Annotated in this window: 21 protein-coding genes; 13 read left to right on the forward strand and 8 right to left on the reverse strand. The window is 60.2% G+C overall.

All coding sequences use genetic code 11. From position 1 onward, the window contains the following. Positions 1–2: 2 nt before the first annotated feature. The 5 genes from BUE38_RS07785 to glnE all read left to right on the forward strand — a co-directional run bounded on the left by BUE38_RS07785 (position 3) and on the right by glnE (position 6,180). Positions 3–422: a PACE efflux transporter gene (locus tag BUE38_RS07785; protein WP_073434456.1), complete on the forward strand. Its 420-nt coding sequence runs from the start codon at positions 3–5 to the stop codon at positions 420–422. Then, positions 419–751, forward strand: a complete 333-nt coding sequence (locus BUE38_RS07790) for a DMT family transporter (RefSeq protein WP_073434457.1) — start codon at positions 419–421, stop codon at positions 749–751. The genes BUE38_RS07785 and BUE38_RS07790 overlap by 4 nt, the downstream gene beginning before the upstream one ends. A 330-nt stretch (positions 752–1,081) precedes the next feature. Beyond that, positions 1,082–2,560 (forward strand): D-alanyl-D-alanine carboxypeptidase/D-alanyl-D-alanine endopeptidase, encoded by a 1,479-nt coding sequence (gene dacB / locus BUE38_RS07795; RefSeq protein ID WP_073434458.1) that lies wholly within the window; start codon positions 1,082–1,084, stop codon positions 2,558–2,560. A gap of 61 nt (positions 2,561–2,621) precedes the next feature. Continuing rightward, positions 2,622–2,999, forward strand: a complete 378-nt coding sequence (locus BUE38_RS07800) for a diacylglycerol kinase (protein ID WP_073434459.1) — start codon at positions 2,622–2,624, stop codon at positions 2,997–2,999. Positions 3,000–3,180: 181 nt separating this feature from the next. Then, on the forward strand, positions 3,181–6,180 hold the full coding sequence (gene glnE / locus BUE38_RS07805) for a bifunctional [glutamate--ammonia ligase]-adenylyl-L-tyrosine phosphorylase/[glutamate--ammonia-ligase] adenylyltransferase (RefSeq protein WP_073434460.1): 3,000 nt from the start codon (positions 3,181–3,183) through the stop codon (positions 6,178–6,180). A 10-nt stretch (positions 6,181–6,190) separates the two neighbouring features. Here the strand turns inward: glnE and BUE38_RS07810 are convergent, their stop codons facing one another. From BUE38_RS07810 to BUE38_RS07820, 3 genes are all read right to left on the reverse strand, one after another. Further along, the gene (locus tag BUE38_RS07810; RefSeq protein ID WP_073434461.1) at positions 6,191–7,696 is read right to left on the reverse strand and encodes a tripartite tricarboxylate transporter permease; all 1,506 of its coding nucleotides are present in this window, start codon (positions 7,694–7,696) and stop codon (positions 6,191–6,193) included. Positions 7,697–7,711: 15 nt separating this feature from the next. Then, positions 7,712–8,191, reverse strand: coding sequence for a tripartite tricarboxylate transporter TctB family protein (locus BUE38_RS07815; RefSeq protein ID WP_073434462.1), 480 nt, complete (start codon positions 8,189–8,191; stop codon positions 7,712–7,714). Between the two features lie 102 nt (positions 8,192–8,293). Further along, on the reverse strand, positions 8,294–9,322 hold the full coding sequence (locus BUE38_RS07820; RefSeq protein WP_073434463.1) for a tripartite tricarboxylate transporter substrate binding protein: 1,029 nt from the start codon (positions 9,320–9,322) through the stop codon (positions 8,294–8,296). A 394-nt stretch (positions 9,323–9,716) separates the two neighbouring features. Here BUE38_RS07820 and BUE38_RS07825 point away from each other — a divergent pair, with 394 nt between their 5' ends. Genes BUE38_RS07825 through BUE38_RS07835 form a run of 3 tightly spaced genes read left to right on the forward strand, consistent with a single transcriptional unit; the run spans position 9,717 to position 12,116 of the window. Beyond that, the gene (locus BUE38_RS07825) at positions 9,717–10,580 is read left to right on the forward strand and encodes a shikimate dehydrogenase family protein (RefSeq protein ID WP_073434464.1); all 864 of its coding nucleotides are present in this window, start codon (positions 9,717–9,719) and stop codon (positions 10,578–10,580) included. A gap of 13 nt (positions 10,581–10,593) precedes the next feature. Beyond that, complete coding sequence (gene aroQ, locus BUE38_RS07830) at positions 10,594–11,037, forward strand: type II 3-dehydroquinate dehydratase (protein ID WP_073434465.1); 444 nt, start codon at positions 10,594–10,596, stop codon at positions 11,035–11,037. Positions 11,038–11,066: 29 nt separating this feature from the next. After that, the gene (locus BUE38_RS07835) at positions 11,067–12,116 is read left to right on the forward strand and encodes a Gfo/Idh/MocA family protein (RefSeq protein ID WP_073434466.1); all 1,050 of its coding nucleotides are present in this window, start codon (positions 11,067–11,069) and stop codon (positions 12,114–12,116) included. Between the two features lie 16 nt (positions 12,117–12,132). Here BUE38_RS07835 and BUE38_RS07840 read toward each other — a convergent pair whose 3' ends face one another. From BUE38_RS07840 to BUE38_RS07860, 5 genes are all read right to left on the reverse strand, one after another. Further along, complete coding sequence (locus BUE38_RS07840) at positions 12,133–13,083, reverse strand: DMT family transporter (protein ID WP_073434467.1); 951 nt, start codon at positions 13,081–13,083, stop codon at positions 12,133–12,135. A 263-nt stretch (positions 13,084–13,346) separates the two neighbouring features. Further along, positions 13,347–13,670, reverse strand: coding sequence for a hypothetical protein (locus tag BUE38_RS07845; RefSeq protein ID WP_073434468.1), 324 nt, complete (start codon positions 13,668–13,670; stop codon positions 13,347–13,349). A 114-nt stretch (positions 13,671–13,784) separates the two neighbouring features. Further along, positions 13,785–14,192 carry a hypothetical protein gene (locus BUE38_RS07850; RefSeq protein ID WP_143166236.1) on the reverse strand — a complete coding sequence of 136 codons (408 nt, stop codon included), beginning with the start codon at positions 14,190–14,192 and terminating at the stop codon, positions 13,785–13,787. Positions 14,193–14,420: 228 nt separating this feature from the next. After that, the gene (locus tag BUE38_RS07855) at positions 14,421–15,374 is read right to left on the reverse strand and encodes an AEC family transporter (protein WP_073434470.1); all 954 of its coding nucleotides are present in this window, start codon (positions 15,372–15,374) and stop codon (positions 14,421–14,423) included. A gap of 140 nt (positions 15,375–15,514) precedes the next feature. After that, positions 15,515–16,303, reverse strand: a complete 789-nt coding sequence (locus BUE38_RS07860; protein WP_073434471.1) for an IclR family transcriptional regulator domain-containing protein — start codon at positions 16,301–16,303, stop codon at positions 15,515–15,517. A 180-nt stretch (positions 16,304–16,483) separates the two neighbouring features. Here BUE38_RS07860 and BUE38_RS07865 point away from each other — a divergent pair, with 180 nt between their 5' ends. The 5 genes from BUE38_RS07865 (at position 16,484) to BUE38_RS07885 (ending at position 22,195) form a co-directional block, all read left to right on the forward strand. After that, complete coding sequence (locus BUE38_RS07865) at positions 16,484–17,836, forward strand: lyase family protein (RefSeq protein ID WP_073434472.1); 1,353 nt, start codon at positions 16,484–16,486, stop codon at positions 17,834–17,836. A 292-nt stretch (positions 17,837–18,128) separates the two neighbouring features. Beyond that, positions 18,129–18,983, forward strand: a complete 855-nt coding sequence (locus BUE38_RS07870) for a CoA-transferase (protein ID WP_073434473.1) — start codon at positions 18,129–18,131, stop codon at positions 18,981–18,983. After that, entirely contained in the window at positions 18,980–19,753 is a 774-nt protein-coding gene (locus BUE38_RS07875) for a CoA-transferase subunit beta (protein ID WP_073434474.1), read from the forward strand. Before BUE38_RS07870 ends, BUE38_RS07875 begins: the two co-directional genes overlap by 4 nt. A gap of 13 nt (positions 19,754–19,766) precedes the next feature. Next, entirely contained in the window at positions 19,767–20,975 is a 1,209-nt protein-coding gene (gene pcaF, locus BUE38_RS07880; RefSeq protein ID WP_073434475.1) for a 3-oxoadipyl-CoA thiolase, read from the forward strand. Positions 20,976–21,007: 32 nt separating this feature from the next. Beyond that, on the forward strand, positions 21,008–22,195 hold the full coding sequence (locus BUE38_RS07885) for an alpha/beta fold hydrolase (protein WP_073434476.1): 1,188 nt from the start codon (positions 21,008–21,010) through the stop codon (positions 22,193–22,195). Positions 22,196–22,213: the final 18 nt, after the last annotated feature.

Genomic DNA, 22,213 nt, shown 5'->3' on the forward strand with positions numbered 1-22,213 from the left:
CGATGCGTTCGTTCAAGGAGCGCCTGGCGCACATGTCACTATTTGAGTTGGGGGGGCTGGTGATCGTCACCCCTCTGGCGTCATGGCTGAGCGGCCATGGCCTGGGGGAGATCGGGGTTCTGGCCGCGGCGCTGGCTACGGTGGCCATGTTGTGGAACCTGGTCTGGAACTGGTGTTTCGACCGCCTGGTGCCGACGCGTCAGCGCAGTCTGGCCCAGCGATTTGCACAAGCCTTCGGTTTTGAGTTGGGGCTGCTGATCACCACCTTGCCGGCTGTTGCCTGGTGGCTGAATATCGGCCTGCTTGAGGCCTTCTGGCTGGATGCCGGCTTCATGCTGTTCTTCCTGGTGTACGCCATGGCATTCAACAGCATCTTCGATCGCATCATGATCCGGCGCATGGCCAAGGGAGCAGAGGCATGAGTTACGTGTATCTGGCGCTGGCCATCATTGCCGAGGTGATTGCCACCTCGGCGCTCAAGGCCTCCAACGAGTTCACCCGGCTGTGGCCCAGCGTACTGGTGGTGGTGGGCTATCTGTTGGCCTTCTACCTGCTGACCCTGGTACTGCGCACCGTACCGGTGGGGATCGCCTATGCCCTCTGGGCCGGACTGGGTATCGTGCTGGTCACCCTGGTCGGTATTGCCATCTATGGCGAGCGACCGGACCTGCCAGCGATCCTCGGCATGGCGATGATCATCGGCGGCGTGGCAGTGATTCAGGTGTTCTCGTCGGTGTCGACGCATTCTTGATGTAGAACCAGATATTAACCCGGCATGCTTTCATGTTGGGTTGATGGCGGCACAGGGACGTGCCGCCGTCGGCCACCAGGCCGACGCGAGACCGCATCACACCCGCAGATCCGTGCATTTGCGCCAGGGTGGTGCGGACGACAATCAAATCGATCAGGATGAGCTATTTGATTGCCATGTTGATAATCGTTCGTCCCGATACTGGTGGCACAATGATGGCTGTCGTCAGACTGTCATCAAGTGGGTGTCGAATCGCAAACCGCCAGACGGTAGACTCTGCGAGGTTGTGCCGCGGTTGGCGCAGTATCCGTTCATCGCAGGGAAGTCTTCATGTCGCGTCGCCTCATACCCTCCTGGCCATTTATTGTACTGTCCGCCTTCACGGCCATCCTCAGTTGGACCTTCATGGTGTCTCCTGCCAGGGCGGCAGGCTTTGATCATCTTGCCGAGTTGTCCAGTCAGGGCTATCAGATCAGCGCCGAGGCTCGCCTGCTGGGCAGTGGTGACCAGTCGGGTGAGGACCTGGGCAGTCTCAACCCGGAACTGTTGTTGACTCCGGCGTCGGTCACCAAGGTCTATACCGCAGCGGCCTCACTGGATGCCTGGGGCCCCCAGTATCGGTTTACCACCGAACTCAAGAGTGCCGCGCGACCGTCCGCCAATGGGGTGCTGGATGGAGATCTGATACTCGAAGGAGGTGGGGACCCAAGCCTGGTCAGCGAAGACCTCTGGCGCATGACCCAGCGCCTGTATCAGACCGGTGTACGTCGTGTCAGTGGCGATCTGGTTGTCAGCCAGGCGCTGTTCGGCCCCGTCACCTGTGTCACTACCGACCGCTGTGCGGCATTGGAACGTTCCGACAACGCCTATAGTGCGTTGCTGACGTCGGCGGGCGTCAACTACGGCAGTTGGTGTATTCAGGTCGCGCCAGGCGCGGTGGGTGGTCCCGCGCGTGTGACCAGCTGCAACAGTCATGAACCACTGTTCAGTATCGAGAACCATGTGACGACGACCTCTGGAAGCTCCTCGACGGGTTTCGGGGCGGTACGTGTGGCTGAGGACGGAGATGAGCGTCTGGTGCTGCGAGGCAGTATCGCGGTCAGCTCGCTGCCTCAGGAAGTCTACCGTGCCAGTGCGGACCCGGCTCTGCAGACCGGCAAGACGCTGGAAGCCATGCTGGAGCTGGCCGGTATCGAGGTCGAAGGTGTGGTCCGCGTCACAAGTGATGCAGTCCCCGGTAACGCCGCTCGTCTGGCGGCCGTGGATGGCAAGCCGTTGCAGGAAATCCTGCTGCGCATGCTCAACTACTCCAACAACTACATGGCCGATATGCTGGCGCTGGATCTGGCGGAAGCACCTCAGGCGCAGCTCGAGGATGCCGGGGCAGCGCTGGAGGCCTTTGTCAGCGAGATTCCTGGTCATGGTCCGGTTATCCTGGAAAGCGGCAGTGGCCTGACCACGGGGAACAAGACGTCAGCCCAGGGCGTGAATGCCCTGAACGAGTACATGTTCCAGCGTCCTGACCTGTTCCAGCTGTATGCTGCAGGCCTGCAGGCACCGACCAATGGTCCCATGCGCTTCATTCGCCGGGGCTCCTCGGTATTCCAGAGCCATGTAATGGTCAAGACCGGAACGCTCAACCAGCCGGTGGCCGTCCGTGCGGTGACGGGATATTTCCGTACCGATAGTCATCGTTGGGGGGTATTCACGGTGCTGGTCAATGGCACATCCAGCACGCCCTACATCAGTTGGTCACGAGTACTTGATCTGGTTTCGCTCGATCTTGATCGCATGATTGCCAACCACTGATAGAGCATGACAGCAGGGCCTGTTGGTGTTTCATCAGGCCCTGGTACACAAGGATTATGAAATGAAGCCCGGACACACTGGTTGGCGCCACCTGGTACATTCCACCCGTTACTCGCTGAAGGGGCTCAAGGCGGCCTTTCGCAATGAGTCTGCCTTTCGCCAGGAGCTGGGTCTGTGCATGGTGCTGATTCCTCTCGCCTGGTGGATTGGTGATACGCCAGTGGAGTGGATTCTGCTGGTCGGGAGCTGCTTCATGGTATTGATTGTCGAACTGGTCAACAGTGCCATCGAGAGCGTGGTCGACCGTATTGGTCCGGAGCGCCATGTGCTGTCGGGACGGGCCAAGGATATCGGCTCCGCGGCCGTGATGCTGGCGCTGATCATGGCGGCGTTGACATGGGTTCTGCTGGCCGCGGACAAGTACCTATCCATCGGTTGACGACGTTTTCTGCATCGCTGTCCCGGACAAATGGCCCGGTATTCCCTCGAGAGAATGCCGGGCCATTTGCTTGATGGCGCTTTCGTCGAGCAAAGGAGTGGGCTTTGCAGGGTCGCCTTGAGTATGCTCAGGGTAATCAGAGCAACGCCCTGGACGTTGCCAGTCGACAAGGAGAGCCGCCATGCAACTCAGCCCGGACATTCTGCCCCGCGATGATATCCCAGCGGGTTTGGCAGGCGACCTGGACAAGGTCTGGGGACGGCTGTCGACGAGCCTGGAGCAGGCCGACAATCTTGCCGAGATGCGCGGGGTGGAGTCGCCTTCGGATGTGTATCAGGCGCTGGAGTCACATCGACGAGAACAACTGGCCAGGGTACTGGCGATTTCCCGCTTCGCCGGAGATACCCTGGTGCGCCACCCGGAGTGGTTGGCCAGCCTGGATTCGTCGGCGGAGCTTGATCGTGCTCTGCCCTTTGATGCCATGCGGCAGTTGCTCGATGAAGCCCTCGACAGCGCCGAGGACGAAGCGGCCATGCATGCGGCCCTGCGCCGTTTCCGTCGTGCGCGGATGCTGGGCATCGTATGGCGTGACCTGACGCGTCCTGAAGGAATTGATGCCTGGCATACCGGTGCCGCGATGTCCCGCCTGGCGGAGATCTGTCTCGAAGGTGCTCTCGGCTGGCTGGAGCGTTTTCTGGAAGCCCGCTGGGGGCGTCCGGCATTGCGCGATGGCAGCGAGCAGCGGCTGGTGGTGCTGGGGATGGGCAAGCTTGGTGCTGGCGAGCTCAACCTGTCCTCGGACATCGACCTGATCTTTGCCTACCCGGAGAAGGGCGAGACCGAGGGCGGGCGCAAGTCGCTGGATCATGCCGAATACTTCACGCGCCTGGGACAGAAGCTGATTGGGGCGCTGGATGCGGTGACCAGCGATGGCTTCGTGTTCCGCGTCGACATGCGTCTGCGCCCGCTGGGAGATGGAGGGCCGCTGGTCGGTAGTTTTGCTTCGCTGGCCAGTTACTACCAGGATCAGGGGCGCGAATGGGAGCGTTACGCCATGCTCAAGGCGCGTCCCGTAGCTGGAGACATCGACGCCGGCTACGAGCTGTTGTCGAGTATTCGCCCCTTCGTCTATCGCAAGTATCTGGATTTCGGCGCCATCGAATCGCTGCGTGAACTCAAGGCGATGATCAATCGTGAGGTCAAGCGCAAGGGCATGGAGAGCAACATCAAGCTCGGCCCGGGTGGCATTCGTGAAGTCGAGTTCGTGGTTCAGGCCTTTCAACTGATTCGTGGCGGGCGCGATACTGAATTGCAGGTCACCTCGTTGAAGACCGCCATGCAGCGCCTCCCCGAGCTTGGCCTGCTGCCCCGCTCAGTGGTGGATGAGCTGCTACCGGACTATGCCTTCCTGCGTGACCTGGAGCATGTCATCCAGGCGCTGGAGGATCGGCAGACCCAGGCGCTGCCCGACGATGACAGCGACCGTCAGCGTGTTGCCTTTGCCATGGGGATGGACGACTGGCCGGGCTTGATTGCCTGTCTTGCCGAGGTGCGCCAGCGCGTGCGGCAGCACTTCGATGCGGTGATCAGTGACCCGGAGGACGATGTCGAGGACGAGGCCGATACCAGCGGAGGCCTGGAGGCCTGGCGTCAGCTATGGCGTGGCGAACCGGACACCGACGAGGCCCATGAGCTGCTGCTGCAGGCGGGGTTCGAGGCTCCCGAGACCGCCCTCAAACGCATCTCGGGATTGGCTGGCTCACGCCAGGTCCAGAGCATGCAGCGCATCGGTTTCGAACGCCTCGATGCTCTGATGCCGATGTTGCTGGATGCCGTGGCCGAAAGCACCATGCCGGATATCGCGCTGGAGCGTGTCCTGCCCTTGATCGAATCGGTGTTGAGGCGCACGGCCTACCTGGCACTGTTGCGCGAGAATCCCGATGCGCTGGGCCACCTGATGCGGTTGTGCAGTGCCAGTCCATGGATCGCCGAGCAGATTGCCCGCTATCCGGTCCTGCTGGACGAGTTATTGACCCCGGAGACGCTTTACACCCCAGCCGACAAGGAACGCCTGGCAGACGAGTTGCGTCAGACCCTGGCACGTATTCCCGAGGAGGATGAGGAAGCACAGCTCGAGTCGCTACGGGTGTTCAAGCATGCCCAGGTATTGCACGTGGCGGCCTCGGATATCGCCGGGACGCGCCATTTGATGAAGGTCAGTGATTACCTGACCTATATCGCCGAAGTGGTGCTGGATGCGGTGGTGGCGATGGCATGGAAGACGCTGACCCGCAAGCATGGCTATCCCCTCGGCCAGGACGGCGAACCTCAGGGAGAGGTTCCCGAGTTCCTGGTGGTTGGCTACGGCAAGCTGGGAGGCATCGAGCTGGGCTATGGCTCGGATCTGGATCTGGTGTTCCTGCATGACGCCGCGGGTCAGGGCGAGACCAACGGTGGCCGCCCCATCGACAACGGTGTGTTCTTTACTCGCCTGGGGCAGAGGGTCATTCACCTGCTGTCGGCGGTGACGCCAGCGGGCTCGCTGTATGAAGTGGATATGCGTTTGCGCCCTTCGGGCAACTCGGGGTTGCTGGTCAGCTCGCTGACAGCCTTCGCCGACTACCAACGCGATCAGGCCTGGACCTGGGAACATCAGGCGCTGGTTCGGGCGAGGGTAGTGGCCGGGCATGAGCGTCTGGCAGATCGCTTCGAGGAGATCCGTCACGAGATTCTCGGTCGCGAGCGGGATCGGGATGCATTGCGCACGGAAGTGGTCGAGATGCGCCTCAAGATGCGTGAGCACCTAGGCTCCAAAGGTCAGGGTTCCAAAGGTCAGGGCTCAAACAGCCAGGACGATACCTTCGATCTCAAGCATGACCCGGGCGGTATGGTCGATATTGAGTTCCTCTGCCAATACGCAGTGCTGGCGCTTGCCCATGAAGCTCCGAGTCTGATGCGCTTCAGCGACAACATGCGCATTCTCGAAACCCTTGAGGAGGCGGAATATCTGCCTGGTGACGAAGCCGAAGCCCTGCGTCAGGCCTATCTCGCCGCCCGAGCGGCCAACCATAGCTCTTCGCTGACCCGTGAAGCGGCGCGTGGCGATAACGAACAGTTCCGCTCGCACCGCGAGGTGGTGATCAATGCCTGGCAGAAGTGGATGGAGCCGGAGAACGGGTAGCCGGGGTGGTTCAGGCCTGACGCTTCAGCTTGCCATTGAACCAGGCCTTTGCCGGCGTCTGGCCGAGTAACACCAGCACGATGACGGATGTCAGCACCAGCGACAGCGGGTTGGTGACCAGGTCGAGAAGGAACTGGCCGCCGCTGTCACCGACGGAGGACATGGCCTGTCGGTAGGTATTGTCGATCAGCGGCCCGAGGATGACGCCGAGAATGATCGGGCCCATCTGGAAGCCGAATACCTTGAGCCAGTAGCCGAACAGGCCGAACCCGAGCATCCAGTACACTTCGGTCATGTTGCTGTTGATCGAGTAGGTACCCACGACGCACAGCACCAGAATCAAGGGAATCAGAATGGCCTTGGGTACCTCGACGACCCTGGTGAATATCTTGATCCCGGTCAGCCCGAAGATCAGCAGGAAGACATTGGCCAATACCAGATTTCCGACAGTGAACCAGAAGATGTGCGGTGTCTCGATCATCAGCATCGGGCCGGGATTCAGGCCGTGAATAACCAGCGCGCCGATGATCACAGCGGTGACGGCGTCGCCAGGCATACCCAGTGTCAGCATGGGCACATAGGCGCCGCCAACAGCAGCATTGTTGGCGGTTTCCGGTGCCACCAGCCCCTCGTAGGCGCCTTCGCCGAAAGGGACTTTCGGATTCTTGACCGAGCGCTTGGCATGGTCATAGGCAAACAGGGAGGCAATGTCGCCACCGGTGCCGGGTAGCGCCCCGACCACTACGCCGATGATGCCCGAACGCATCGACAGCGGCAGGAATTTCAGCACCATCTTCAGCGGCGGAATGATCTTGTCGACCTTCTGTTTGACCGGCACCTTGTTGAGGTTGTGCAACTGGTAGAAGGCTTCGGCGACACCGAAAAGGCCAATCATCACCACCACATAATGGATGCCCCCAAGCAACTGCATGTTGCCCATGGTGAGCCGTGGCTGGGCGGTGACCATATCCATGCCGACTAGACCGATGGCAGCCCCCAGCGCGACAGAAAAGATACCACGTGCCAGCGACTTCCCTGACAGGGTACTGACCAACAACAGGCCGAGGACGGCAATCAGGAAATAGTCCCGAGGTGCAAACTCCAGTGCCATGTCGGCGAGCCAGGGCGCAGTACCGGCCAGAATCACGGTGCCGAGGATGCCGCCGATGACTGACATCACGGTGCTCAGGCCGATGGCACGGCCAGCTTCGCCGCGCTGAGCCAGCGGATAGCCATCGAAGGCCGTGGTCACTGCCGAAGGCGCACCGGGAATATTAAGCAGGATCGCGGTGCGAGAGCCGCCATAGACACCCCCCACATAGATCCCCACCATCAGTGCAAGGGCATCATTGATATCCCAGGCGAAGGTGAAGGAAATCAGGATCGAGACGGCCATGGTCACCGACAGGCCGGGGATGGCGCCGATGTAGATGCCTCCCAACGTGCCGAGAGCAGTCAGCAGCAGCAGGTGTGGGTCGACCCAGGCCATCAGGAAATAGTGGAAGGTATCAATCATGGCAGGACTCCAGGCTCACGGCAGATAGACACGGAACACCAGCGTGAACAGGACGTAGATGATGGCGATGGAAACGCCGGAAATGACCAGCGAGCTCACCACCTTGCCGCCGCGGTAATACATGAACATGATCGCGAGGAAGATGAAGGTGCTGATATAGAAGCTCAGCCAGGAGATGGCGACCAGATAGGCAATCGAGAATACCGAGAAGACGATGATATGCGGCTGGAAGTGTTCCGCGAGGAAGGCCTTGAACTCATCTCCGGCTGTGGTCAACTCCGGATCGCGGCGCTTGTACCTATGACTGAACAGAATGATCAGACTCGCAACAATCATTATCACGGCCAGGCCCACCGGGAAGGAGCCGGGGGAGTTCAGGGATGGCAGGATGCCATCAATGCGCGAGGCTTCGTAGAGCAAGCCCCCGCTGAACAGCAGCAGCAGCCAGTCGAAGACCTTCTCGCCCGGCTTGACGCGTTCGCGGTTGTCGTTCATTGCACAACTCCAGGAGGGCCGGGCAGTGCCCGGCCTGGATGCCTATGAGCCGCTGGCCGCTGCTGTCGAGACAAGTCCCGAGCAACGGCCTCCGGTCACAGGTTATTCGGCTGCTGCACCGGGGCGAGGTATACCCAGCTCTTCCGGGGAAACTTTCACGCTGCCGGCCTCGAACATTGACCAGCCGGTTACTGACTGCCAGTTGTCGAGATACTGTTGGGCATCTTCACCATTGAGGTTGAGAGGCTCGGCACCGAAATTGGCGAGAAACTGCTGGAATTGCTCACTGTCTACCGCTGTCTCGTAAGCATCTTCCAGCCGCTGCTTGATGTCATCCGGGGTTTCCTCGCGCACGAACACACCCCAGAACGGGCCCCAGGGAAGGAATGTGTCGATATCCGGTAGGGCCTCGGTAATTGGCGGCACGCCCGGCAGGGCATCGATCTCTTCGGTGGTGAGAACGGCTAGCCCCTTCATCTTGCCACTACGGATCTGCTCGCCCACGGCGGCCAGGCTCAGTGGCATGAAATCGATATGGTCACCCAGCATGGCGGTCATGCCTGGCCCGTCACCACCGAAGGTCACGGTGCGTACGTCGAGTTCATCCACAGCATTGATCATGGCATGCACGGTACTCGGTAGGCCGCCGGCACCGGTGCCGCCCATACGCAACTCACCGGGGTTCTGGTGGGCGTATTCGAGCAACTCGGCCAGGTTGTCGAACGGACTGTCGGCGGGCGCCGCAATGACCACCAGACCCTGGCCGATGATGTTGATGGTATGCATGTCGTCATAGCCGAAGTCGGCCAGGCCCATCAGACGATAGAGCTGCGGATTCTCGGCGCCGTAGAGCAGGTTGTAGCCATCCGGCCGCTGGGTCATGACGTAGTTCATGCCGATCACGCCAGTACCGCCCGGGCGGTTGGTCAGAATAACGCTGGTGTCGAGGGCTTCCTCGACATGTGGAGTCAGACTGCGCGCGATGTTGTCGGTGGCGCCACCGGCTCCCCACTGAATGGTGCCTGTGATATTACGCTCAGGGTACTCGGCAAGCGCCTGGCCGCTCAGACTCATGGTGGCAAGCGCCACTGCCATCGGGATGGTCAGCGTCTTCAAGGCTGAATGAAACATGGGATCCTCCGGGGTTCTTGTAGATTCTGCCGAGGTAATGCTGGCGCTACGGCAGTGCCCTTCTGATGGGGCGGTGCGTTGGTATGGCCCTTCTTGAGGCTGACTCGAACCGGGTTCGAGCGCAGCGTGCCTCTCGGTACATCTTGTTTTTATATCATTTCTGGAATCATGATCATTTCTATAATCACGATCATTTTGCTCTTTCACTTTCATATTCATAGGGTTCGTCAGGCGAACTGAAGTGCTTCAGGCGAACGTTAAGTGGACGTCGGTAGAGTGTCAACGCTGACCAGGGCTCTTTTTACCATGGTTTCAAGGGGGCGCGCGTTATGGTGAAGACCACGCTGGTATTCACCAGGCCACACAATCAGCACAGCAATAAGGGAACCCAAGGATGAAACTGGGACTCATCGGCAAGGCCATTCTCAACTCCAGCGCGCCGGACCTGCATGTGCGCCTCGGCAAGCTGACCGGTATCGAGACCAGCTATGAGCTGTTCGATGCCAACGAGTCATCTCAGGTATCGCTGGAGGCTACTGTGCGAGAGGTGATTGCCGCCGGCTACCGTGGGGTCAATGTGACCTATCCGTTCAAGGAGCAGGCCATTGGACTCGCTGACCGTATCAGCGACGGTGCGCGCATGGTGGGTTCTGCCAATACTCTGGTGTTTCAGGATGGCAGTATTGTCGCTGAGAACACTGACTTCACCGGCTTCATGAGCGGCTATCGTGCAAGCCTCGGAGAGCGTGAACCAGGACGAGTCCTGGTCATCGGTACCGGAGGTGTGGGCAAGGCTGTGGCTTTCGGTGTTACGCAGTTGGGGGCAACGGAGGTGTTGCTGGTGGATATTGATACCGCGCGAGCCGAGCGCCTGGCGGAAGAACTGGTGCGCTTCGGGTTCGGCGCGAGAGCGTTGCCGTCCGATCAGGTAGCTGATGAGGCAGCATCCTGTAACGGTCTGATCAATTGCACACCAATAGGGCACGAGAAGAGCCCGGGCTGCCCGTTACCGCCGCAGTTGGTGCAGCCTCACCACTGGGTCTTCGACGCCGTCTATGTTCCAGCAGTCACTGAGTTGATTGCTGCTGCACGGGCGGCTGATGCCAGTGTGATGAGTGGTGTCAGCCTGTTCGTGTTCCAGGGCGTGGACGCCTTCAAGCACTTCTGTGAGGATGATGACAAACGCGCTGCTGCCGACCAACAGGCAGCGGCTCTGTTCGCCCATTATCGGCGGCAATTACTGGGCCACAATGGCTGAAGGAGAATCACTGATGAGCAAGGGCAAGGTTCTGGTCCTGCATGGCCCCAACCTCAACCTGTTGGGCACTCGGCAGCCGGAAATATATGGCCATCAGACACTGGCGGATATCGACAATGCCCTGCGCGAGCATGCCCTGCTCGAGGACTGGGAGGTCAATACCCGCCAGAGCAACCACGAAGGTGAGCTGATCGATGCCATCCATGCGGCACGCCTCGATGGCACAGATGCCATCATCATCAACCCGGCGGCTTTCACCCATACCTCGGTGGCCATTCTCGATGCGCTGAACGCCTTCGATGGCAAGGTCATCGAGGTGCATCTGTCCAACGTCCACAAGCGGGAATCCTTCCGTCATCACAGCTATGTGTCGTTGCGTGCCGATGGCGTTATCGCGGGCCTCGGCAGTCAGGGTTATCACGCGGCGCTGGATGCCTTGATCCGAGACAAGCGCTGAGTACATCTGCCGATCACAGGAGACCCTCCATGTCCTCGTTACGCATCGGTGTCATGGGCGCCGGTATCATCGGTCGTGAGCATATTGCCTTGGTCGGGGCATCGCCGGACACTCGATTGACCGCCATCGCTGACGTTACCGAATCCGGTCGTCAACTGGCGGAAGAACTCGGCGTCACCTGCTACGCCGACTACCGTGAGATGCTTGATGATGCGGCTCTGGACGCGGTCATCGTAGCGCTGCCCAACGCTCTGCACCGAGATGCGGGGCTGGCCTGCATCGAGCGCGGCTTGCCGACGCTGATGGAAAAGCCCATCGCCGATACTCTGGCCGCTGGTCTGGAGCTGGCCGAGGCCAGTGAAGCGGCTGGCGTGCCCATGCTGATCGGCCACCATCGCCGCCATAGCCCTGATATGGTCGAGGCGCGCCGGACCATCCGCGACGGCGAGTTGGGGAAGCTGGTGGCGGTCAATGGCATGTGGCTGTGTCGGAAACACGATGCGTATTTCGACCAGGTGTGGCGTCGTCAGGTGGGTGGCGGCCCGATTCTGATCAACCTGATCCACGAGATCGATATCCTGCGTTTCCTGTGTGGCGAGATCGAAAGTGTTCAAGCCGTCACAGGCGCTGCAGCGAGAGGGTTCGAGGTTGAGGATAGCTTTGCCGTGGTGATCAAGTTCGCCAATGGGGCCATCGGCAGCTTCACCGGCAGCGATGCGGTGCCCTCACCCTGGATGTGGGATGTCGCCTCTGGTCAATCGCCCAACTTTCCCCATCACCCCGGTAGTTGCTACACCATCGGTGGCAGTCGGGCCAGCCTGAGTGTGCCGGGGATGGATGTGTGGGCCCACGAGGAGGGGGGAGACTGGCGTCAGCCGCTGGTTCGGCGTCGCCTCCAGCCTCCACGTACCCACTGCTATCCGGAACAGTTGGCCCACTTCGTGGCCGTCATTCGTGGTGAGGCTGCTCCGGTTATCGATGCACGGGAAGGCGTCATGACGCTCGCTGCGACGCTGGCCGTGTCCAGGGCAGCGGCAGAGGGAGTCCGTGTACAGGTGAGCGACATGCTGACGCGTTGAGTCCAGGCGTCTGTGATCAGGAGCCGGAGCGTTTCTTGCTCACGGCCAGCATTACGCCCGCCACGCTGATCAAGGCGGCACCTATCCAGGTTTCCGGGCGTGGTACATCGCCGAAGAATACGAAGCCGAACAGGGCGGCCCAGATGATCTGTAGGTACAGGAACGGCGATACCAGTGATGCCGGGGCATAACGCATGGCCATGATCAGTGTCAGCTGGCTGGCGGCCCCCATCAGGCCAACAAACATGAACAACGGCAAGTCGCGGGGATCGATACTCGACCAGAAGGCCGGGACAACCAGACTACTGACCACTGCACCAGCCAGCCCAGCATAGAACAGTGAGGTCAGAGGGTGGTCCTGACGGCCGAAACGCCTTGTCGTCAGTTGATAGAGAGCGAAACACAGGGTCAATCCGAATGGCAGTAGAATGGCCGGCTGGCTGCGCCAGTCTACCGGGCCGACACAGATAACCACGCCCGCGAACCCCAGTATGATGGCCATGGCCTGACGCCAGCTGACTCGCTCCTTGAGCAACGGAACGGCCAACAGCGCCACCAGCAAGGGAGAGCTGAAGTTGATCACGTAGACCTGAAGTAGCGGCAGGCTGCGGAAGGCGAGGTAGGCGAAGGTACTGGCGCCCAGCAGCAGTAATCCACGTAGGCACTGGCCAGTCAGGGACCCGGTCTTGAGCATCGCCCCCCCGGTGCTTTTCCCCAACCACACGAACCAGGCCAACAGAATGACGACGTGGCCCACGTAGCGGGCCCAGACCACCTGCACAGGAGAGTAGTCCTGTGCGAGGGTCTTGACCCCGGTATCCAGCATCGTGAACAGCAGGCCTGCGGCAATCATGTAGCCGATGCCCTTGAGTGGGCGGTCGCGACCAAGAGCTTCGAGGGGAGTGAGAGGGGCGGTCGAGGCCTGGTCCTCGGATGCTTCAGGAGCCGGTGGACGAGATGAAGACATAGGGCTCCGAAGATATCAGGAAGGTTCCATTGATCCAGTAGGCCTGCCTGAATGATCGTGGCACACGGACGTGCTGTTCTCGGCCATGAAGCTGGACTATTTGGTTTTCAGGCTAACGGCAGCGTAATGGATATTCATGGGGAATGCACCTGCCGTGGGTGACGACTCGCTGCTCCGGGACTTGCGGACTGTTGTTCAAGCTCTCATCACACGATCACTATGCCCAGGGCACGAAGGTCATGTTCAAGGCACGAAGGTTGTACTCAAAGCACGAAAGTCATGATCAGAAAGCCATGGATCAGCAGCCACGGCATCAGCAGAACAAGATGCGGGTGAGGCGAATGGATGCCATCGTGTCCCCAGGCTCGCAGCAGGCACAACAGCGTGATCAGCGGCCCGAGGAAGACCGACAGGATGCCAAGCTGCCTTGTCAGTGGCGTATTGAACCAGTGGAGATGGGTACATAGGTCCGGTCGGCAGGCAATCAACTGGTACATGAGCAGCACCAACCAGACCATCGGAAGCAGAGAGCATGCGGCGGATATCGCCAGCATGAGTCCTGCCTGTGGTTGGTTGTCGTCGGCCATGACGGTCAGTCCTTTATGAAACTTTTGCGCCCATGGATTCATCGCCGGTTTTCATGACCTGTTTCGGTACGAAACTTCGGGCCGCTGATATCGACGTCCTGCCGGGGCGGTTTTTCAGGCCTGGAAGGCACTCAAGAAGAATTCATGCAGATAAAAGATCAGCCATGGTGCCAACAGCACTGCATGCCATCTGTACCTGTCATTTTTCAATTTGAAACGTGTAATGAGTAGACATACAAGTGACATGCTCGGCCCGGCATAAATCACTGCGGGCCCGATGGCCAGCATGACCATGGACTCGTACCAGTAGACATGCTGTCCACACGCACCGCCGGCGCAACTCTCGACTCGATAGGAAAGCAAGCCGATCCAGATGAGAGGCAGCAGCGAGCAGCAGGATGACAGCCAGAGCAGTCGCTGACAGATAAGCTCTCTTCTTGTTGCTTCATTGAATTCAAGGCAATCATGTTCCAGCTGTCCCTGGCAGGTATTCAGGGACTGGTTGTGGTATCGAGTATTCAAGAGGTGTATGTCCTGCATGGTTGGCCATGCTTCATGGCTGCCGGTTCATGCACACTCTATCGGGATGTTTCTGGCTGGAACTTCTGGATTAAGCGCCTGTTTAGCGCGCAATTGATTGGTTCGGGTGGGTTTTGTGTGTTTCTTGTTTCAGAGGGTTTCCGCAGAGTTTCGATTGGCTTTGATATATATGTGATATCGAAATGAATCTGTATTGCGGGGACCAGCCTTCTACAGGTGATGACTCACCACCCATATGACCGTGCTGAGCGTCAGGAAGCTGAGTAGCGTGCTGGCCATCAAGGCAGCAGAACCGATGCCTTCCATGCCAAAACGAGCCCCCAGCAGCGGGTAGACACTGATCATTGGACAACTCGCAAACAGCAGCGCGCCGGCCAGCAGCATGGTATCGATGTCTGGCACGAACCATGTCAGCAGCAGGAAAATCCCGCTGACCAGCAGCGGGTGCAGCAGCAGCTTGCCGCTGGCAATGGACGCGATATCGCGCACCATGCCCTTCAACTGGAGGCCATACAGTGTGCCGCCGATCACGAACAGAGCGGCGGGTGCCGATGCTGAAGCGAGCATCTCGATGACACGCTCGAGAGGTACCGGGAGGGAGATACCGCTGATGGCAACGGTCAGCCCTGTCGCCAGGCCGATCATGATGGGGTTGCGTGCCAGGCGCTGCAAGGTGTGGCGAACGAGGGGGCCCAGCCGGACGCCTTGTTGCTGGCCTGCTTCGGCAAGAATCAATGCCAGCGGGATGATCACCAGGTTCTCGATCAGCATGCACAGTGCCAGGAACTTGGCGGCGACGGTGGGGCCGAGTACCAGTGCTCCCACTGGATAGCCGATAAAGCCGCTGTTGGATGCTGCCATACCCAGTGCCTGAAGCGCGCCTTCGGTGAGAGGTTTGCGCTGCAGTCGGCGTGCCACCAGTAGTCCAAGGGCAAAGGTGCCTATGGAACCCAGGCCATAGGCAACCAGGAAACTGCCGCTGAGCACGTCTTCCAGAGGGTTCTGGGTCAGGGCCTTGATGACTAGAGCCGGCAGCGAGAAATACAGCACGAAGGTGCCGATGCCTGAAAGCTGCACTGGGGAGATCAGCTCTCGCCAGCGAGCCGTGTAACCGATACCGATGAGCAGGAAGATGGGGGCGGTGATTGCCAGGACATCGAACACGTTACCGGCTCCTGCTGGGGGCTCAGCGGGTCTATCCCGGTAAGCTGTCATGTTGGGTTGATCGCGGCACTTCCCTGTGCCGCCGTCAGGCCGACAATCCAATGGATCAGGATGGTCTATTTGATTGCCATGATGATGGATCAACTGACATGGGTACGAATCTGGCGTGTCTTTTCCTGCAGCATCGGCAGGTACTCATTGGTCAGAGTGTCGAGCCCGACACGTGCAGCATTGGTGCTGATATTGATGGCACCGATCAACTGACCATTGGCGTCGAAGCAAGGTACCGCCAGTGAGCGCAGACCGGAGTCCAGTTCCTGGTCGACGATGGCGTAGCCCTGTTCGCGCCCCTCGAGGATGGCAGCCCTGAGCTGCGCCCTGTCGGTGATGGACTTGTCGGTATGCGGTTCCAGAGTGACGCGCGTCAGATAACTGTCGAGGGTCTCTTCGCCGAGCTGAGCCAGCAGTATTCGACCCATGGAGGTATAGGCGGCTGGTAGCCGAGTACCGACGGCGAGGGTGATGGCCATCAGCCGTTGACGAGATGCTGAACGGGCCACATAGGTAACATCATCCCCATCCAGAACACCGAGTGACGAGGACTCTCCTGACTCGGCGGTAATGTCTTCCAGTACCTGCTGGATAACGCTGCGATAATTGTTGGCAGACAGGAAGGCATAACCGAGCTGCAGTACCCGTGGGGCAAGTTCGAAGTAGCGCTGATCCTTGCGTACATAGCCCAGCGCATGCAGCGTCAGCAGAAAACGCCTGGCACGCGCCCGGTTCATGTCGGTACGTGCGGCGACTTCACTGAGGGTCATGCGTGGATGGTTCTCATCGAAAGCAAGGATGACATCCAGTCCGCTGGCCAGAGCGGTGACGAAGTCGCGGTCATCGGGACTCAAGGCATCCTGTTGGGCCGTTTCCATTGCGGGCATCCTGCAGGTAGTGACGGGTTGTTGACCCGGAGATAAATAAAATGAGGTGCTGCGCCGGAGCTTGCCCGGACTCTGTCGAGTAATCTAGCATAATTGTTCGAAGTGCGAACATGTGTGCGACTTTTTGTTGATCTGCCTGATGGCAGCCCTTCAACCTGTGGAGAATCTGCGATGCCCGCCGCGTTGTTGAGCCATCCGTTCATGAGTCAGGCTGCGCTCGAAGCCTGCCGTGATGAGGCACTGGTGCAATCCATGCTGGCCTTTGAGTTGGCGCTTGCGGAAGCCCATGAACAGCTGGGCCATATTCCGGATGGTGTCAGCCGTCGAATGGGTGAGCACCTCGAGGCCCATGAGTTTGACATCGAGCGCATGGCGGCGGGTATTGCCACTGGAGGCAACGCGGCAATTCCCTTCGTCAAACAGGCCAGAGCCGTTCTGCCGGAGGAACTCAAGCGCTGGTGGCATCTCGGTGCCACCAGTCAGGATGTGGTGGACTCGGCACTGATGCACCTGCTGACGCCGCGTCTTGCACGGATCGATGACCTGCTGCTGCGTTGCCGGAAGGCAGCGCTGCCGCTGATGCATGCCCATGCAGCCACGCCCATGGTCGGACGCACATTGATGCAGCAGGCGCTGCCGTTGGCCTTCGGGGTCAAGGTGGCGCAGTGGGCCACTGCGCTGGAATCTGCCCGTCGTCGCCTGGCGGTGCTGGCAGAAGCAGGGCTACCGGTCCAGTTCGGTGGTGCGGTTGGTGTGCATTCCGGCTGGGATGAGCAGGGGCTGGTGTTGATGGATTCGGTCGCAGAACGGCTGGAGCTGGCGACCCCTGTTCTGCCCTGGCACACCGACCGTCAACCCATCCAGGCATTGGCCACCGCTCTGGATGCCATCGCGGGAGCTGCCGATGGATTGGCCCTGGATATCTCGTTGCTGACACAGACCGAAATCGGCGAAGTCAGCGAGCCCTCGGCGCCCGGAATGGGCGAGTCCTCCTCCATGCCGCACAAGCGCAATCCGGTGCGCTGTGCACGTATCCGTACGGCCGCGCGGCGCATCCATGGCCACACAAGCGTGATCATCAATGCCATGGCCCAGCCGCTGGAGCGTGGCCTGGGGGAATGGCATGCCGAGTGGGCTCCCTTGAGTGAGTCTGTCCTGCTGCTGGAAGGGGCACTTGAGCTGGCTGCCGAACTGTTGGAGGGACTGGAGGTCTTTCCCGATCGCATGAGGGCTAACCTCGCCATCACCGGCGGGGCGATCATGGCCGAGCCGGTAACACGTCTGCTGGCTCCGCTGCTGGGTATGGATGTGGCCAGCTCTCTGGCCGCGGAGGCGGCCGAACGAGCACGGCAGGAGGCAGAGATATACAGCCGCGTACTGGAACGCCTGCTGACCGAACGATACCCCGATATTGCCGCTGGTATTGCGTTGGCTCAATTGGAGGACGCGAGCGATCCAGCCTTATACCTTGGTAGCAGTAAACATCAGATCAAGCGAGCTGCTGTCTGGCTAGAATCCAAATAGATTATTGAAACTAAAAGAGAATCAAAGTGACGGGGACAGCTGCCAGCTGTCCCCGTCTTTCGTTTACCGGACAGTTGTGCATTTGACGGGGCCGATACACTGGGATTATTTTGTTCGTATCACAAACCATAGTTCACATAGCGAACTTTTGACTGATGGTTGCTCGTCGCGATGGATGGCGTGTTGATCGAGCACTGGCCCTGGCACTGATGGAAATATGACTCATGTCGGTCGAGCCAGTTGGGCTGCTCAGTTGAATGGCTTGGTTGAACTGCATTAGAGGCGAATCAACATGGCCGAGATTCTCAGCCTGCATGACGCTGTGGCGCGCTACGTCGAGGACGGCGCCACTGTCGCCATGGAGGGCTTTACCCATCTGATTCCCGTCGCGGCGGGGCATGAGATTATCCGTCAGGGGCGGCGTGACCTGACTCTGATTCGCATGACGCCGGACCTGGTGTACGACCAGTTGATCGGTGCCGGCTGTGCGAAGAAGGTCATCTTCTCCTGGGGTGGTAACCCCGGCGTGGGGTCTCTGCATCGTCTGCGTGATGCGGTAGAGAAGGGCTGGCCGCACCAGATCGAGATTCTCGAACACAGTCATGCCGCCATGGCCTGCGCCTTCGAAGCCGGAGCGGCGGGATTGCCTCTTGCCGTACTGCGAGGCTATGTGGGCAGCGAGCTGCCCAGCGTCAACGAACAGATCAAGTTCATCGAGTGCCCTTTCACCGGCGAGCGTCTGGCGGCGGTACCTTCCGTGCGCCCGGATGTCTCGATCGTGCATGCGCAGAAGGCGGACCGCGCCGGTAATGTGGTGGTAGAGGGCATCATCGGAGTGCAGAAGGAAGCGGTATTGGCCGCGAAGCACAGCATCGTGACGGTGGAGGAGATCGTCGATGACCTCGATACGCATCCCAATGCCTGTGTCATTCCGGGGTGGGCGATCGATGCGATTGCCGTGGCCGAGAAGGGATCACTGCCGTCATATGCCCATGGTTACTACCCGCGCGACAATCGCTTCTACAAGGAGTGGGATGCCATTTCCCGCGATCGCGACGCCTTCACGCGCTGGATCGAGGATAACGTCATCCATTCAATAGGCCGTCATTCAACAGATGGTGCCCAGTCAGGAGGGAGTGTCCAATGAGCCTTGAATATACCTCCGGCGAGATGATGACCGTTACCGCTGCCCGGGCGCTGGAAAACGGCACCACCTGCTTCGTCGGCATTGGTCTGCCGTCCGAAGCGGCCAACCTGGCGCGTCTGACCCATGCACCGGACGTGGTGCTGATCTATGAGTCCGGCACGCTGCAGACCAGACCGGAAGTCCTGCCGCTGTCCATCGGTGATGGCGAACTTTGTGAGTCGGCCCTGACCACGGTGTCGGTCCCCGAGATGTTCCGCTACTGGCTGCAGGGCGGAAAGATCAATGTCGGCTTCCTGGGCACGGCGCAGATCGACCGTTATTGTAACCTCAACACGACTCTGATCGGTGACTACAAGGCGCCCAAGGTGCGCTTGCCTGGTGGGGGCGGGGCGCCGGAGATCGCCACCAATGCTGGCGAGGTCTTCATCACCCTCAAGCATTCACCGCGGGCCTTTGTGCGTGATGTTGATTTCATCACTACCCTGGGCTTCGGACGGGATGGTAAGGGCCGCGACAATGTACCCAACATCGGCCGTGGCCCGACTCGAGTGATTTCCGACCTGTGCGTGATGAAACCGGACCCCGAGGACCATGAGCTGACAGTGGTGTCACTGCATCCTGGCGTCACCCGAGAACAGGTTCAGGAAGCGACTGGCTGGGACATCCGTTTTGCCGACAACCTTGAGTCAACTCCCGAGCCGAGCGACCGAGAGCTCGAGGTGTTGCGCGAGTTGAAGGCGCGCACTGAGCGTGCCCATGCCGGACAATAATCAGGAGCCTGCCATGAGCAACGTCTACCTCTGTCACCCGCGCCGCAGTGCCATCGGACGATTCGGTGGCACGCTGTCCAGCGTACGCCCCGACGATCTCGCCGCGAATATCTTCAAGGCCGTGCTCGAGCAAGCGCCGAGGCTTGATCCTGCCGCCATCGAGGAAGTCTTCATGGGTTGCGCCAATCAGGCCGGCGAAGACAACCGCAACGTCGCGCGCATGTCATCGCTGCTGGCCGGCATTCCCGTTTCGGTACCTGGCACGACCATGAACCGGTTGTGTGGTTCGGGCATGGATGCCGTAGGTACCGCCTTCCGTGCCATCAAGGCCGGGGAGATGGATCTGGCGTTGGCGGGTGGCGTGGAATCGATGTCGCGAGCCCCCTATGTCATGGGCAAGGCCGATAGCGCCTTCTCGCGAGGCCAGAAGGTCGAGGACACCACCATCGGTTGGCGCTTCGTCAATCGGTTGATGGACAAGGCCCACGGGACTCACTCGATGCCGGAAACTGCCGAGAATGTCGCCGAGCAGTTCGCGATCTCGCGTGAGGATCAGGATGCCTTCGCCGTGAACTCTCAGAACAAGGCCGAGCGAGCTCAGCAGGCCGGGCGTTTCGCCGAGGAGATCGTGGCCATCGAGATTCCACGACGCAAGCAGGAGCCGCTGATCTTCGATCAGGACGAGCATCTGCGCCCCGGTACCAGCATCGAGAAGCTGGCGAAGCTACCGACCCCGTTCCGGGACAATGGCAGTGTAACGGCCGGCAATGCCTCCGGGGTCAATGATGGTGCGGCTGCAATGCTGGTCGCCAGTGAGGCGGCGGTCAGTCAGCACGGGTTGGAGCCCCTGGTGCGAATCGTCGGTATGGCCACCGCAGGGGTCGAGCCGCGGATCATGGGCTATGGTCCGGTGCCTGCGGTGCGTCGCCTGCTGGAGCGTACCGGCGTCAGCATCGACGACATCGACATCATCGAGCTCAACGAGGCCTTCGCCGCTCAGGCACTGGCCTGTATGCGTGACCTTGGCATCCGCGATGACGACCCACGCGTCAATCCCAATGGTGGTGCCATCGCGCTGGGCCACCCGCTGGGCATGTCCGGCGCCCGCCTGTTGATGACCGCCGCCCATGAGCTGCACCGGCAGAACAAACGCTACGCACTGTGCACCATGTGCGTCGGTGTCGGGCAGGGGATTGCTACGCTTGTTGAGCGAGCCGAGTAAGCACCACGCGCTTTTGGAACCGGAGATTCGTTATGGCATTTCTCGAAGTCAATGGCCGTACCCTGGCGTATCGCTTGCTGGGTGGTGAAGCCTTGCCACTGCTGGTACTTGGCCATCCACTGGGCATGAACCAGTCGGTGTGGGACGACCTGTTACCGCGGCTACTGCCGCGTTACCGTATCCTGACCTGGGACCTGCCCGGGCATGGTGCCAGTGAGTCTCTGGTACCGGGCGGCGATATCAGCCCCCAGCAATTGGCATCCGATGTTCTGGCGCTGGTCGATCATGCCGGAGGCGGGCGGTTTCACTATGTCGGGACCTCCATCGGCGGTGTGATTGGTCAACTGCTGATCGAGCAGCATGCAGAACGTCTGCTGTCCGTCACCCTGACCAACACCGGGGCGGTCATCGGCAATAGTGAGCTGTGGACGACCCGTGCCCGTCGCGTGCGTGAGGAAGGCCTGGCGGCCATGTCCGGCGAAATTGTCCCGCGTTGGTTTGCCGGGGCCAGCTTCGATGCCAACCCTGCTCTCAAGGCAGGATGGCAGACGGCCATGGGGCGTGGCGATGCGGAGTCCTATGCCCAGTTGTGCGAGATGCTGGGGCGCAGTGATTTTCGCGGTCGGTTGTCGGCGGCCAGTGAGGTCAAGGTTCAACTGCTGGCGGGAAGTGAGGATCTGGCTACCCCTCCGGAGAGTCTTCAGGCTCTGGCCGAGGAGTGTGCTGGAGCGAGCGTCGAGGTTCTCGATCAGGTGGGGCACGTGCCCTCGGTGGAAGCGCCCGAGCGGATGGCCAGTTGGCTGCTGGATTCCCTGTCGGTGGAACTGGGTGATGTCGGCGCCCGGGGGGTGGCCTATGAGCTTGGCTTGACCACACGCCAACAGGTACTCAGTGAGGAGCATGTCGAGCGTTCGACCCGCAATGCCAACTCGCTGGATGCCCCTTTCCAGCAGATGATTACCCGTCTTGCCTGGGGGGAACTGTGGAGCAACGATGATCTGACGCGCCGTGAGCGCAGTATGATCACCACTGGCATGCTCGCCGCGCTCGGGCGTGAAGAGCTGACCCTGCACCTGAAGACCGCTCAGCGGATTGGCCTCAGCGAAGCCGAGCTACGTCAGGTGTTGATGCACGTGGCGGTCTATGCCGGAGTGCCTGCCGCTAACCATGCCTTTGCGTTGGCCAGAGACCTGGGGTGGGGAGAAACAGGAACCGGATGAGGACGACTGGGTGCCGGG

It is taken from the genome of Halomonas cupida (genome assembly GCF_900142755.1).
Lineage (GTDB): Bacteria > Pseudomonadota > Gammaproteobacteria > Pseudomonadales > Halomonadaceae > Halomonas > Halomonas cupida.